Annotated in this window: 12 protein-coding genes; 8 read left to right on the top strand and 4 right to left on the bottom strand. The window is 70.8% G+C overall.

What is annotated here, in order from left to right; translation table 11 throughout:
- Nucleotides 1–21 precede the first annotated feature (21 nt).
- Nucleotides 22–1,476, top strand: a complete 1,455-nt coding sequence (locus ACFYY8_RS28010) for an alpha/beta hydrolase family protein (RefSeq protein WP_390045901.1) — start codon at nt 22–24, stop codon at nt 1,474–1,476.
- Here the strand turns inward: ACFYY8_RS28010 and ACFYY8_RS28015 are convergent.
- Entirely contained in the window at nt 1,473–5,195 is a 3,723-nt protein-coding gene (locus tag ACFYY8_RS28015; protein WP_390045903.1) for a hypothetical protein, read from the bottom strand. The genes ACFYY8_RS28010 and ACFYY8_RS28015 overlap by 4 nt on opposite strands.
- Nucleotides 5,196–5,453: 258 nt before the next feature.
- Between ACFYY8_RS28015 and ACFYY8_RS28020 the strand changes: the two genes are divergently transcribed.
- On the top strand, nt 5,454–5,756 hold the full coding sequence (locus ACFYY8_RS28020; protein WP_390045905.1) for a hypothetical protein: 303 nt from the start codon (nt 5,454–5,456) through the stop codon (nt 5,754–5,756).
- A 253-nt stretch (nt 5,757–6,009) separates the two neighbouring features.
- Here the strand turns inward: ACFYY8_RS28020 and ACFYY8_RS28025 are convergent, their stop codons facing one another.
- Nucleotides 6,010–6,513 (bottom strand): hypothetical protein, encoded by a 504-nt coding sequence (locus ACFYY8_RS28025; protein ID WP_390045907.1) that lies wholly within the window; start codon nt 6,511–6,513, stop codon nt 6,010–6,012.
- A gap of 259 nt (nt 6,514–6,772) precedes the next feature.
- Here ACFYY8_RS28025 and ACFYY8_RS28030 point away from each other — a divergent pair, with 259 nt between their 5' ends.
- The 5 genes from ACFYY8_RS28030 (at nt 6,773) to ACFYY8_RS28050 (ending at nt 10,390) form a co-directional block, all read left to right on the top strand.
- A complete protein-coding gene (locus tag ACFYY8_RS28030; protein WP_390045909.1) occupies nt 6,773–7,477 on the top strand; it encodes a hypothetical protein in 705 nt (234 codons plus the stop codon).
- Between the two features lie 102 nt (nt 7,478–7,579).
- Nucleotides 7,580–7,873 (top strand): hypothetical protein, encoded by a 294-nt coding sequence (locus ACFYY8_RS28035; protein ID WP_390045911.1) that lies wholly within the window; start codon nt 7,580–7,582, stop codon nt 7,871–7,873.
- Entirely contained in the window at nt 7,870–8,958 is a 1,089-nt protein-coding gene (locus ACFYY8_RS28040; RefSeq protein ID WP_390045913.1) for a WXG100 family type VII secretion target, read from the top strand. Before ACFYY8_RS28035 ends, ACFYY8_RS28040 begins: the two co-directional genes overlap by 4 nt.
- Nucleotides 8,959–8,980: 22 nt before the next feature.
- Complete coding sequence (locus tag ACFYY8_RS28045) at nt 8,981–9,622, top strand: MBL fold metallo-hydrolase (RefSeq protein ID WP_390045915.1); 642 nt, start codon at nt 8,981–8,983, stop codon at nt 9,620–9,622.
- 60 nt (nt 9,623–9,682) lie between these two features.
- Nucleotides 9,683–10,390: an RraA family protein gene (locus tag ACFYY8_RS28050; RefSeq protein ID WP_390045917.1), complete on the top strand. Its 708-nt coding sequence runs from the start codon at nt 9,683–9,685 to the stop codon at nt 10,388–10,390.
- Nucleotides 10,391–10,409: 19 nt separating this feature from the next.
- On the opposite strand, the gene mnmA is transcribed toward ACFYY8_RS28050, so the two are convergent.
- Entirely contained in the window at nt 10,410–11,480 is a 1,071-nt protein-coding gene (gene mnmA / locus ACFYY8_RS28055) for a tRNA 2-thiouridine(34) synthase MnmA (protein WP_362774276.1), read from the bottom strand.
- 55 nt (nt 11,481–11,535) lie between these two features.
- Nucleotides 11,536–12,699, bottom strand: a complete 1,164-nt coding sequence (locus tag ACFYY8_RS28060; protein WP_390045921.1) for a cysteine desulfurase family protein — start codon at nt 12,697–12,699, stop codon at nt 11,536–11,538.
- A 111-nt stretch (nt 12,700–12,810) separates the two neighbouring features.
- Between ACFYY8_RS28060 and ACFYY8_RS28065 the strand changes: the two genes are divergently transcribed.
- Nucleotides 12,811–13,317: a TetR/AcrR family transcriptional regulator gene (locus ACFYY8_RS28065; protein ID WP_390045923.1), complete on the top strand. Its 507-nt coding sequence runs from the start codon at nt 12,811–12,813 to the stop codon at nt 13,315–13,317.
- Nucleotides 13,318–13,456 lie beyond the last annotated feature (139 nt).

Consider the following 13,456-nt stretch of genomic DNA (forward strand, 5'->3'; position numbering starts at 1 on the left):
GAACGGACGGGAGGCCAGGCCGTGCGGCCATTCGAGTTCGTCGCGCTCGCGACCACGACGCTGTCGTTCCTCACCCTGGCGCTGCCACGGTTGCGCGGGATGAGGCCGGTGAGCCACATGCCGCCCGTCGCGCTCCTGGCCGCCGTGGCGCAGGTCGTCGTCGAGGGTGCTCGCTGGCAGCTGTTCCCCGTGTACGCGCTGGCCCTCTCGTTCTTCCTGGTGTGGTTGTGGGGACGGCGGCTCAGGGGTCTCCTCGGTGTGGGCCCCCGTGTGGGTCTCGGCGTCCTGGGACTCCTCGTCGCCCTCCCGCCACCCGTCGCCCTGCCGGTCTTCACCTTCCCCGAGCCCACGGGCCCGTACGGCGTCGGCACCGTGACGTACCACTGGACGGACACCTCCCGCCAGGAGACCTTCAGCGCCGACCCCGCCGCCCGTCGTGAGCTCATGACCCAGGTCTGGTACCCGGCCGCGCGTTCCTCGGGCGGGGAGCGCGCGCCCTACACCGAGGGCGTCGAGGCGCTCGCTCCGGCCCTGGCCAGGATGATCGACCTGCCGTCGTTCACGTTCGACCACCTGCGGTACGTGACGACGAACGCGAGGAAGTCGGTGCCGGTGTCCGCCGGCGTCCACCCGGTCCTCGTGTTCCTTGAGGGCTTCAACGGCTTCCGCCAGATGAACACCTTCCAGGTGGAGGAGCTCGTCTCCCACGGATACGTCGTGGTCGCCGTGGACCACCCCTACATCGCGGCCTCCGTGACCTTCCCCGACGGCCGGCACGTCACCGGCTTCGGGAAGAACGAACTGAACGCCCTGGTGCAGCAGAGCGTCAGCCCGGCGAGGATCGCCCCGACGTTCCAGGGCAGGTCCTATCCGGAGGGCATCGTTCCCTATCTCGTACGGGACGTCTCCTTCGTCCTCGACCGGCTGACGGCGCTGAACGCCTCCGACCCCGAGCACCTGCTGACCGGAAAACTGGACATGCGGCGGGTGGGCGCGTTCGGCGTGTCCCTCGGCGGCATCGTGGCCGGTGAGGCGTGCCGTACCGAGACACGGCTCGGCGCCTGCCTCGTCATGGACGCCCCGATGCCCGACGACGTCGTGTCCCCCGGTCTCGGGCGACCGGTGCTGTGGATCACGCGGGACGCGCGGACGATGCGGCAGGAGAAGTGGAACAAGGTGGACATCGCCCAGCACCAGACCTCCATGCGGACCGCGTTCGACAACCTGAAGGGCGACGGCTACTTCGTCCAGGTGCCGGACATGTTCCACGTGAACCTGACGGACGTCCCCTCCTGGTCACCGTTGTTCCCTTACCTGGGGGTCACCGGCCCCGCCGACCCCGGGCGGGTGCACGAGATCGTGAACGCCTACTCGACGGCGTTCTTCGACAGGCATCTGCGCGGTTCGCGGGAACCCCTCCTTGAGGGGCCGTCGAACCGCTACCCGGAGGTCGTCCTCCAGCGCCGACGGCCCTAGGCACAGGTGGTCTGGTAGGGGTAGCCGGGGAAGTGAGTCGCCCATTCGGCCAGGTCGAGACCGTGCCCCGCCCGCCGGCAGACCGTCCGCGCCGCGACGCCCAGATCGAGGTCGTAACGCCGCAGGGGAACGTGCTCACCCGCCACGTACAGGGTGTCACCGTCGATCGTCATCGCGGCGACGAATCCGACCGGGGTGGAGATGGGCGCGCCGATCGGCTGCCAGGTGGCGGTGTCCCACAGCTGTACCGTGCCGTTCGCCATCCCGGCGGCGAGAACGCTCCCGTCGGCGGAGAAGGCCAGGGAGCTGACCCAGTCCGAGGCGTACGGCGAGGCGGGGATCAACGTGCCCAGCTGGCGCCGTACGGTGCCGTCCCACAGAGTGGTCTGTCCCGTCTGGTCACCGACGGCCAGGAATCTGCCGTCGGCGCTGAAGGTCAGCACGCTGGCCGGATGGAAACCGTTCGCGCGCACGACGGCGCGGCCGGAGACGAGATCGGTGACCTGCCCTCCGGAGGTGACCAGCAGACGCCCGTCGGGGGCCAGGGCGATCTCGCCGCTGACGCCGGGGACGGTCGCGGTGGCGGCGCCCCGTTTCAGGTCCCACAGGGTGAGCGAGCCGTTCGTGGGCGGCTCGCTGATCAGCAGGGTGCCCGAGTCCCAGGTGTAGGCGAGAGACCCGGCACTGGCGAAGGGCCCGAACCTGCCGACGACGCGCCGACCGGCGAGGTCCCACACCTTGACGCTGAAGGGTTCGACATAGGTGTCGCCGTACGCCAGACCCTTTCCGTCGGGCCGGAACGCCGCCGTCATATGACATTCCGGCATATCGGAGTTCAGTGCCCTGCAGGGGACCGGAGAGGGACCGGGAAGCCGTCGTCCGGTCCTGGTGTCACGGAGCTCGACCCGGTCCGCGTAGACGGTGGCGAGTATGTTCCCGTCAGGGCTGAAGAACGCCGACAGGGCGCTCGCGTTCCGCCATCCGGCGTCGATGACGGAGTTCAGCTTCAGCGTCCTGACGGTCGCGGGCCATGAGCCGGCGTTGGGCGAACCGGCGAGGTAACGCACCCAATCGGCGGCCGGGTCGACTCTGATGTCGAAGGCGTGCTCACCGGCCAGCGGGTGACGGAACAACGCGGTGTCCAGCGCGCCGATCCGCCACACGAGGAGTTCGTCGGAATTGGCCGTCGCGAAGAAGGCGCCGTCCTCGCTGAAACCGATCTCGCTCACACCCGGTTCCCTGACGGCGGGGAGTTCCCTGCCCGACGGCAGCTCCCAGAGCCGGACCTCCGCGTCTGCGGCCATCAGCAGCCGTCGCCCGTCAGGCGACAGGTACAGGCGCTCCTCACCGCACTGCTTGGCGGAGAGCGTGGGCATATGGGGAACGTCCAGCTCGCGGCCGGTCCTGAGGTCCCACACCCGTACCGGCCCGCCGGGAACGCAGAGCGCCATAGTCGTGTCGTCGGCGCTGAGCGTGGCGTCCGGCGCACCCGCCTCGGCCATGGAGCGTCCGTCCCTCGCCGCCCTCATCGCCATCAGGATGGACGGCCGCTCGCGTATCCGCTGGGCGGTCCTTCCCTCCCTGGGGGTTCGCACCTGCGCGATCAACCGCCTGACGGCGGCGTCCCAGACGCGGACGCGATAGTGGGAGCCGTCCGCGTGGTAGGTGATGAGACGCTGTCCGCTGGGGGCCAGCTCGACGCCCTGGTTGGCGCCGTCGAGAGACTTCGGGTCGCGCCGGCCGGTTGTCACGTCCCACAGCCTCACCCCGCTCACCTTGGAGGAGACGTCGGAGAGGAGGGGCAGCCAGCGAGGGCTTTCCCGATCCTCCTTCGTGACGGGCGGAACCGGTGTGGTCATGATGGCCCGATGGGTCTCCACGTCCCAGCGGACGGCCCGGTCCGCGCCCAGGCTGTACAGGGAGCGGCCGTCTGGGCTGAGCCTGCGCATGGTCTCCGCCCCGGTGTCCGGATCGGTGAACACCTCCTGCTGAGCCTGGAGGCTCGCCGTACGGAGGTTCGCCCGCGTCTCGGGAAGGTCGGCCAGGCGCCAGGCGGCCAGGCTGAGCCGCATGGACAGCTGCGGGTCGGTCTGACGCAGGCTCGCGGCGATCCCGGCGGCCCGGCGTGCCTGCGCCTCGCGCTCCTGCCGGTCGCGGATGAGGTTCTGCTGCCAGGCCAGCAAGCCTGTGATCATCACGACGGTCGTCAGCACACCGATGAGGGAATTGCGCAGCCTGCTCCTGCGGCGTTCGCCGCGGCGCCCCGCCGTACTGGCGGCGAGGAAGTCCCGCTCCAGCGGGGTGAGCTCCTCGGCCCGCTCGGCGAGGTGCCTGCGCGCCAGCGACAGGCGCAGCCCCCGGTAGAGGTCTCCGGGGTCGCGGGCGTGCGCCTGCCAGGCGTCGGCCGCCTCGGTGAGGCGGCGGTGCACGCGCAGGCGTTCCCGGTCCTCCTCGACCCAGGAGCGCAGCCGGGGCCAGGCGGTCAGCAGCGCCTCGTGCGCCAGGTCGGCCGTTTCGTCGTCGAGGGTGATCAGGCGGGCGCACGCCAGCCGTTCCAGCAGCAGGGGGCTGGGGTCGTCCGGGCATCCGGTGACCAGTTCGGCGCACCCGGCCGGGCGCCGGGTGTCCTGGGCGCCCGCCTCCCCCGGGGTGACCAGGCGCAGCAGCAGGTGGCGCAGCCGTTCCCGCTGCTCGGGGGTGAGTTCCTCGTAGAGTTCCTCCGAGGTGCGGGCGACGGCGCCGCTGATGCCTCCCGCCGCCTCGTACGCCTCGACGGTCAGGGCCTTGCCGTGGTGGCGCCGCCAGGTCTCCAGCAGGGCGTGCGACATCAGCGGCAGCCCGCCGGGCTGCCCGGCGACCTCGTCGAGGATCCGGTTGGTCAGTTCGCGTTGCACGATCAGGCCCGCCGCCGTGGCGGGTTTGACGATCGCCTCACGCAGTTCGGCCGGGCTCATCGGGCCGACCGGGACGGTGGCGTCCCTGACGGCCTCGACCAGGTCCGAATGGTGGGTGAACTGGCCGAAGAAGTCAGCGCGTACGGCCAGCACCACCCGGGTGCGCCGGTCGTCGCCTCCCACGGCCACCAGCGCGTCGATGAAACCCCGGCGCTCGGCCGGGTCCTCGCACAGGGTGAAGGTCTCCTCGAACTGGTCGATCACCAGTACGTCGGCGGCGTCGCCGGGCAGTCGCGGGTGCACGCCCGGTGTCAGGACCCGTACGGCGCGCCCGCGCAGGGCCGGTACCAGCCCCGCGCGCAGGAGAGAGGACTTGCCGCTTCCCGAAGGGCCGACGACCAGCACGAACCGGTGGGCCTCCAGCAGCGTGACCAGCCGCTCGACCAGCGCCGACCGGCCGAAGAAGTAGGCCTGGTCCTCGGTCTCGAACCTCGCCAGCCCCCGGTACGGCGCCCGCGCGGTCTCACCGTTCCTGGCCGCGTGTTCCCGCTGGGCGGCGCGGGCCTCCTCCCACCTGGCCCGCCACTCCTGAGCGTCCCCGCCGCACGCCTCGACGTAGGCCAGGGCGACCGGCAGGGTCGGCAGTCTGTCCCCGCCCGCGGCCTGGGCCAGCGTGGCGGCCGAGAAATGCGCGCGCGCCGCCATGGCGCGGTAGGTCGGGCCGCCCGCCTCCTCACGTAATTTGCGTAACTCCACGGCGAATGCGGCCGCCGGGCCATCGGTGGGATCGACCGGCCGTTCCCGGCGCCCTATGCGTTCCCCCAACTTACTCTCCCCGAATGTGACCAATTCCCATCAGACACACCAAACCAGCACAAAATACATAGACAAACCGGGGCAATCAAGCTTGTCCAGAGTGACGAATGAGGGTTCCAGACAATTCCCGATCCGCCAAGACTTGAAGCCGTAAGCCCCCGGCCTGCGGCAACGTCCCGACCGGGATATCCGATGCGCTTCGCCCGGCGCGCCATTCGTTTTCGAACACATCCGCGCCGCAGAGGCAATGCGACGAAAGAAACACACATGCAAAAGAAGATCATGACCGGCCTGGTGGCGCTCGCCGGCGCCGCCACCCGTACGGCCGGCGGCGCGGCGGCCTGCGACGTCCGGCACGGGCCGTGGTACGAGAGCAACAGCTGGAACAAGGTCGACGTCTACAACGAGTGCTCCGGCGGGAAGTACGTCCGCGTGAACATCCCCGGCCGGAGCGACCACGGCCCCGTCTATGTGGCCGGTCGCACCGCCAAGACCATCACCCACGGCTGGGCCTGGAGCGTCCCCACGGGACGTTCCCTCTACTACGCCACGTCCTCCGGCGGCTGCTAGGACGCCGGCCTCGCGCGGAGACTCACCCACCCCGACGTCCACGGCCGGCTGAGCACACGGGGGTCCGCGCCGGAAGGGGTGGCCGAGTACACAGGCGAGGACGACTCACCGCCGCCCGGGGTGCCGGTGTCCGAGATCATGGCGGGCCGCAACAGGGGCCGGACCCGCCAGGCCTCCGGACGGCGGCGCCCGCGGGCGCGGTGCCACCACAGCCGCGGCCGCGCATGGCCCGCGTGCTCTCCGGCCGGAGTTCTCAGTGCGGGGCGATCACGGCCTTGAGGGCGACGATGACCAGGCCGAGGACGAGGTTGACGACCCCGGAGAAGACGACGACGCCTCTGGCGGAGTGAGCCTTGACCGTCGCGGTGACGGCCCAGGTGACCTGACCGGCCACCGCGACGCCGAGCGCCACCCAGGCCGCGACCACGTCCGAGGCACCCAGCCCCGAGGCGAAGGCGGCGGCCACCGCAGGGGGGATCGAGGCCTGCGCGAGCGGCCACTCCTCCCTGGCGACCGAACGCAGGCCGGCCCAGGTGAGCGGCCTGCCGGGATAGCCCCCGCTGACGAACTCGGCGTAGACGTGGGCGATCCAGAACACCACCCCGGTGCTGATCAGCAGGGTCACCAGCTCGGCCGCGGGCGGCGGGCCGCCCTGCGCGGTCGCCCCGGCGATCACGGAGGCCGCCAGCAGCGAGCCGTAGACGGCGCCCGCGAACTCCACGCGCTCCGGTCCCCCACTCGTGTCACGCCGGTTCATACGAGCAGTGTGCTGCGCCTCCGCGTGAGTGGCCGATCGACATGCGCGGCGATGGACAGATTTGGCGAGGCGGGCCCGCGCCCCCGTGAAATTCACGGGCTTTGTCAGAAAGACCAGGGAACAGGCGATGGATTTACGGTTCTTTCCGTTCTCGTTGCCGCCGAACGAAGGCCTGAACCGGTGGCCACCAAGAAGATCAAATTGTGCGCCTCAAAGGGCACAGGGGAACCACCGAGGACAACGCGAGGAAACCTGATCCATGAATGTCAAACGCCTCATGTTCACCGCCGCCGTCGCCGCCGCCTCACTGCTGGGCGGTCTACCGGCCTCGGGCGCCCAGGCGGACGACGCCCTGCTGACGACGACCCCGTCGATCGTCTCCCCCACCGCCGGTGGCGACGTCGCCTTCGCCGTCGAGGGCCGGTCCTTCCCCTCCCTGATCAAGGTCGCCGTCAACAGCACGTCGCTGAACTCCTCGTGCGAGGACACCAACCTCAGGCGGGTCGTCCTGCGGGCCGACCGCAACGGCTACTTCAACCTCGTCGGAGCGGCCCATGGGTGCGTCAGCGGCGCCTACCGGGTCGAGGCCACCGAGCTCGAGTCGCCCTACCGCACCTACTCCGCCAAGGTGATCATCGGCCACCCGCTGCCCGGCACCGGCATCCCCACGCTCAGGACCACCCCGGCGACCGCCGACGCCGACGGCGACATCGCCTTCGTCGTCAACGGCTACGGCTTCGCCGAGAAAGGCTACGTCCGGTTCACCAGCAACGGTCTGAACGAGGCCTGTCTCGCCACCAGTCTCAGGGACGGCACCCGGCTCAGGGCGGACAACAGCGGCCGCTTCGCGCTGCCCGTGCTGGGCAGGGGGTGCGTCCCCGGCCGCTACCAGATTGAGGTCACCGAGCTGGTCACGCCGTACAGGACCTACACCACCACGGTCACGGTCGCACCGGCCAAGTAGTCCGCCTCGGGCGGCCCTCACCCGGTGCCGGGAGGGCCGCACCGACGCATTGGGTGATCTGCCCCTTATGATCGATTCGGCGGTCTCGCATAGGGGGTAGAGATGGCGGGGATCGACTACAGCTACGACGCGCTTGAGCAGTGCCGTACGACCGTGCACGAACTGATGAAGAACTTCGGCGAGCTGGGTGGTCCGTATCCGGCCAAGACGACGGACTCCACCATCTTCGGCAGGCTGACCGACTCGTCCGCCCTGGCCGAGTTCCTCGACGAGATCGAGAAGACGGTCGACCGGGAGCTGACGGACGTCACCGGCAAGCTCAAGGACGTCGAGCGCGCCCTGAACGACATCGAGGACAACGTCCGTACGGCCAACCGCGCGGGCGGGGAGCGGTGACCGCGGACACGACCGAGGCGATCTCCGGTCTTCCCGGCGGCGGTACGCTCTCCGACCTCCTGAACAAGGTGAACGCCGACGCCGACGCCGTCAGCGCCGTCGCGACCCGCTGGCGTGGTACGGCGGGCAAACTCAACGAGCACGCCGGGCGGCTCGGCACCGCCGTCAACGCGGTCAACGACGCCTGGCAGGGCGAGTCCGCGGACGCCTTCGACACCTACATGCGCAAGTACGGCCGCGCTGCGGAGGCCCTGCACGACGCGCTGGCGGGCTGCGCCAACACCCTCGACACCGCGGCCGGGGTGCTGCGTGGCTCGGAGGCGAAGGTCCGCTCCATCTGCTCGACCCTCCTCGACGACGTGTCCGCCTACCGCACGGCCAACCCGAAGGCCGAGGAGAAGGACCTGCAGCCGCACATCACCTCGCTGGTGAACGGCGCCGTCACCGGAGCCCGCCCCCACATGGAGGCCGCCGACAAGGCCGTCACCCAGGCGCTGGCCGCCGTCAAGAAGCACATGGCCGAGAGGAAGATCTCCTTCGCCGACATCCTGGCCCCCCTCGACCAGACGTTCGTGCCGGGCGTCGGCCGTACGGTCGTGTGGGAGAGGACGGTCGGCTACCGGCCGCACATCGGACCGCACGGCGACACCGGGACACGGAACCCGGCCGCCTCAGGAGGTTACGGGCCGAGCGGCGCGCCCCCGCCCGGTGGCGGCCCCGCGCCGACCGGGAAGCTCAAGGAGTGGATCGACCAGGCGCTGGAGATCCTCAGGTCCCACGGCTACCCGCCGGAGAAGATGAACCCCGCCGACATCGCCATGATCATCCAGCACGAGTCGGGCGGCAACCCGCACGCGATCAACCTCTGGGACTCCAACGCCGCCGCGGGCACCCCGTCCAAGGGGCTGATGCAGACCATCGACCCGACCTTCGGCAGCTACAAGCTGAGCGGGTACGACAACATCTACAACCCGGTCGACAACATCATCGCCGGGGTCCGCTACGCGATCAGCCGCTACGGCTCGGTCTCGAACGTTCCCGGCGTCGTCGGCGCCAAGACCGGCACCGGCTACGTCGGCTACTGAGCGGCTTGCCTAGGCTGGGACGATGGAGCTGACGAAGTTCACGCACGCGTGTGTCCGCCTTGAGAAGAACGGCTCGGCCCTGGTGATCGACCCCGGGGCCTTCAGCGAGGAGTCCGCCCTCCAGGGGGCGCGGTCCGTGCTCATCACCCATGAGCACTTCGACCACGTGGAGGTGGAACGGCTGCGCAGGGCGGCCGAGGCCGAGCCGTCACTGGAGATCTGGACCAACGAGGCCGTGGCCGCCGACCTGACCGACGTCCCGGCCAAGATCCACGTCGTACGGCACGGCGACACCTTCGACACGGCGGGCTTCTCCGTACGGGTCGTCGGAGAGTGGCACGCCCCCAACCACCCGGACGCGCCGATCGTGAGCAACGTCGGTTTCCTGGTGGACGAGGAGGTCTTCTACCCCGGCGACGCGTTCACCCCGCCGGGGACCGAGGTCCCCACCCTGCTCGTGCCGACCAACGCGCCGTGGCTGAAGCTCTCCGAGACGGTGGACTACCTCCGCCAGATCCGCCCGGCCAGGGCCTTCTCCACCCATGACGGCCTGCTCAACGACGTCGGCCTCGGTCTGGTCGACAGGTGGCTGGCGATGGAGGCCGACAAGCAGGGGGCGGAGATCCGCCGCCTCGCGCCGGGAGAGTCCGTCGCCCTGTCCTAGCCGGGGGTCCGGCCCTACCGTGGGAGGCGACGTGATCTCCCCGGCGAGAGGAAGGGCGGCATGGACCCCAAGGAGCTCCGGCGGCAGTTCGAGACTCTGACCACCGCGCATCTGACGGACGGCTGCCTGCGAGCCGGGGTACCGGTGCGCTGCGCCCCGGCGGGCACCCGCTCCGCGGTGCCCGGTGGCCGCCTGGCCGGACGGGTGTGCCCGGCCAGGCACGCCGGCAGCGTCGACGTCTTCCTTGAGGCGTGCGAGCTGTCCGCGCCCGGTGACGTGCTCGTCGCCGACAACGGCGGACGGCTCGACGAGAGCTGCATCGGTGACCTCGTGGTCCTTGAGGCCCGGGCGGCCGGGCTCGTGGGGGTCGTGATCTGGGGGCTGCACCGCGACACGGCCGACATCCGGGCGATCGGGCTGCCGGTCTTCAGCCTGGGTTCGATCCCGACCGGCCCCCTGAGCCTGAACGAGCGTCCGGAGGGCGCGCTGGAGTTCGCCGCCGTCGGGGAGTGGACGGTCGGCCGCGACGACCTGGTCCTCGGCGACGACGACGGCGTGATCTTCATCCCGGCCGGACGCGCCGAGGAGGTGTTCACCCGCGCCGAGGCGATCCGCGACGTCGAACGACGTCAGGCGGACCGCATCCACGCGGGCACCTCACTGCGCGAGCAGGTGGCCTTCGGCGCCTACCTGGCCGGACGCGCCGAAGACCCCTCCCTGACCTTCCGCGCCCATCTGCGCGCGGTCGGCGGAGCCATCGAGGAGTGATCTCCGCCTCCCGCGAAGGTCACACGGCCCTGGCGATCGTGGCGGACCCGATCACGGTGTCCTCCAGGTAGAACACGGCGGCCTGGCCCGCCGCGACCCCGGTCGCCGGGGTGTCCAGGGCGACGTGGACCTCCTCGCCGGACACCTGGATGCGGCAGCCGTACACCTCACCGTGGGCCCGGAGCTGGACCGTGCAGGCCAGCGGCTCGTACGGCTCGGCGACGGGCCCGTTCCACACCGGGCGCACGGTCTCGACGGAGGTGACCTCAAGGGCCGAGCGCGGCCCGACGGTGACCGTGTTGGAGACCGGCTCGATGGACAGCACGTAACGCGGGCGCCCGTCGGGGGCGGGACGGTCGATGTGCAGGCCCTTGCGCTGGCCGACCGTGAAGCCGTAGGCGCCCTCGTGGCTGCCGACCACCTCGCCCGAGGCGTCCACGATCGGCCCGGGGGCCGTGCCGAGACGCCTTTCGAGGAAGCCCCGGGTGTCGCCGTCGGCGATGAAGCAGATGTCGTGGCTGTCGGGCTTGTCGGCCACCATGAGCCCGCGCCTGGCTGCCTCCTCGCGCACCTGGGCCTTCGTCGAGTCGCCCAGCGGGAACATCGCGTGGCCGAGTTGCTCCCTGGTGAGCACGCCGAGCACGTAGGACTGGTCCTTGCCCTCGTCGGGGCTGCGGCTGAGCACGCCGTCCACGAGCCGGGCGTGGTGGCCGGTGGCCACGGCGTCGAAGCCGAGCGCGAGGGCCCGGTCGAGGACCGCCTCGAACTTGATCTTCTCGTTGCAGCGCAGGCACGGGTTGGGCGTACGGCCCGCGGCGTACTCGCTGACGAAGTCCTCGACCACGTCGCGTTGGAACCGTTCGGCCATGTCCCAGATGTAGAAGGGGATGCCGATCACGTCGGCGGCCCTGCGGGCGTCCCGGGAGTCCTCGATCGTGCAGCACCCTCTGGCGCCGGTGCGATGCGACTGCGGGTTCGCGGACAGGGCGAGGTGGACGCCGGTGACATCGTGACCGGCCTCGGCGGCGCGGGCCGCCGCCACCGCTGAGTCGACGCCGCCGGACATGGCGGCAAGCACGCGAAGTCTCATAACACCCTTGAGGGTACCCGCGCGGGAGCCCTCTCCGCCGGGCCGGGCGGCGCCGTCAGATCAGGCCCGCCCGGCGGGCGCGCTCGACGACGCCCGCGATGACGCCGGTGACCCTGTCCACGTCGGACGACGTCGAGGTGTGCCCGAGGGTGAAACGCAGCGAGCCCCGTGCCCTGACGGCGTCGGCGCCCATCGCGAGCAGGACGTGGGAGGGCTGCGCGACACCCGCCGAGCACGCCGAGCCCGTCGAGCACTCGACCCCCTTGGCGTCCAGGAGCATGAGCAACGCGTCGCCCTCGCAGCCGGGGAAGGAGAAGTGCGCGTTGCCGGGGAGCCGGTTGACCGGGTCTCCGTTGAGGATCACATCGGGTACGGCCTGGCGGATCCTGGCGACCAGGTCGTCGCGGAGCGCGGTCAGCCGGGCGGCGGTCTCGGCCTGCCGGGCGACCGCGAGCCGTACCGCGGCGGCCATGCCCGCGACCGAGGGGGCGTCGAGGGTGCCGGAGCGCACGTCGCGCTCCTGGCCGCCGCCGTGCAGCACGGGGACCGGGTCGATCCCCCTGGCCAGCAGCAGCGCGCCGGTGCCCATCGGGCCGCCGACCTTGTGGCCGGAGAGCGTGAGGGCGTCGACCCCCGAGTCGGCGAAGACGACGGGAAGCTGCCCGATGGCCTGGACGGCGTCGGTGTGGAAGGGGATGCCGTGGTCGCGGGCGATCGCGGCGAGCACCCTGACGGGCTGCACGGTGCCGACCTCGTTGTTGGCCCACATGACGCTGACCAGGGCGACGCTGCCGGGGTCGCGCTCGATGGCGGCACGCAGGGTGTGCGGGTGCACCCTGCCGTACTCGTCCACCTCTAGCGACTCCACGACGGCGCCCTGGTGGTCGCCGAGCCAGTGGGCCGGGTCGAGCGCGGCGTGGTGCTCGACGGCGCTGATGAGGATGCGGTTGGCGCCCTTGGCCCTGCGCGACCAGTAGAGGCCCTTGATCGCGAGGTTGTCGGCCTCTGTGCCGCCCGAGGTGAACACGACCTCGCTGGGCCGGGCGCCGAGTGCCTCGGCGATGCTCTCGCGGGCCTCCTCGACGACCTGGCGCGTACGGCGGCCCGCGGTGTGCAGTGACGACGCGTTGCCGACCCGACCCAGCTGAGCCGTCATCGCCTCGACCGCTTCGGGAAGCATCGGCGTGGTCGCCGCGTGATCGAGATAGGCGGACTCCACTGCCGCACTTCCCTTCCCCAGATCGTTTGTCCCCTCCAAGGGTATCCGTGCCCGGCGGGAAGCCCATCCTCGGTTTGACCACTGTACCGTCCGGACGGTACAGTCCTTTGCATGAGGCGGGAGGAGTTGCTGGACGCGGCGGAGAGTCTGCTGTGCGACCAGGGCTCCCAGGCGCTCACCCTGGCGGCCGTCGCCGAGCGCGCGGGCTGCAGCAAGGGTGGGCTGCTCTACCACTTCGCCACCAAGGAAGCCCTGATCAAAGGCATGGTCGAGCGGCTGATCGAAGACTTCGACCAGCTCGTCGCCACCCAGGGCCACGACACCTACACAAAGAACTATCTGCACGCCACCTTCGCCGCCGTGCGCAGTGGCAGGCTGCGGCGCTGGGCCGTGGTCACCGGCGCGTCGGGCAATCCCTACCTGCTCGCCCCCCTGCGTGAGGCGATGGCCCGCTGGCACCGTGAGGGACTCGACACCGAGCCCGACCCCACGACCGCCCAGATCGTGCGTCTCGCCTGTGAGGGACTGTGGGACGTGGCCACCCACGACCCCGACCTCTACGACGACGAGCGCCACGCCGAGCTGAAGCGGCGCCTGCTGGCCCTGTTGCCCGCCTGACGGCCGGGCTTCTCGCGCCGCCCGCGGCGGTCGCGCTCCCCAAGAACACTGGCGGGGGGGTGCGCGGGGGGGGGCGCCCCCCCCCGGGGTTTGCCGGTTTTAAAAATGTTAAAAAAAACGTTTTGAGGGGTTTATTTGT

Source organism: Streptosporangium sp. NPDC001559, assembly GCF_042893955.1.
In the GTDB taxonomy this organism is placed as follows: Bacteria; Actinomycetota; Actinomycetes; order Streptosporangiales; family Streptosporangiaceae; genus Streptosporangium.

Excerpts from the sequence above, each read along its gene's own strand:
- ACFYY8_RS28020 (WP_390045905.1), top strand. The coding sequence starts at position 5,454 with ATGCAAAAGAAGATCATGACCGGCCTGGTGGCGCTCGCCGGCGCCGCC.
- ACFYY8_RS28025 (WP_390045907.1), bottom strand. The coding sequence starts at position 6,513 with ATGAACCGGCGTGACACGAGTGGGGGACCGGAGCGCGTGGAGTTCGCG.
- ACFYY8_RS28030 (WP_390045909.1), top strand. The coding sequence starts at position 6,773 with ATGAATGTCAAACGCCTCATGTTCACCGCCGCCGTCGCCGCCGCCTCA.
- ACFYY8_RS28035 (WP_390045911.1), top strand. The coding sequence starts at position 7,580 with ATGGCGGGGATCGACTACAGCTACGACGCGCTTGAGCAGTGCCGTACG.
- ACFYY8_RS28045 (WP_390045915.1), top strand. The coding sequence starts at position 8,981 with ATGGAGCTGACGAAGTTCACGCACGCGTGTGTCCGCCTTGAGAAGAAC.
- ACFYY8_RS28050 (WP_390045917.1), top strand. The coding sequence starts at position 9,683 with ATGGACCCCAAGGAGCTCCGGCGGCAGTTCGAGACTCTGACCACCGCG.
- mnmA (WP_362774276.1), bottom strand. The coding sequence starts at position 11,480 with ATGAGACTTCGCGTGCTTGCCGCCATGTCCGGCGGCGTCGACTCAGCG.
- ACFYY8_RS28065 (WP_390045923.1), top strand. The coding sequence starts at position 12,811 with ATGAGGCGGGAGGAGTTGCTGGACGCGGCGGAGAGTCTGCTGTGCGAC.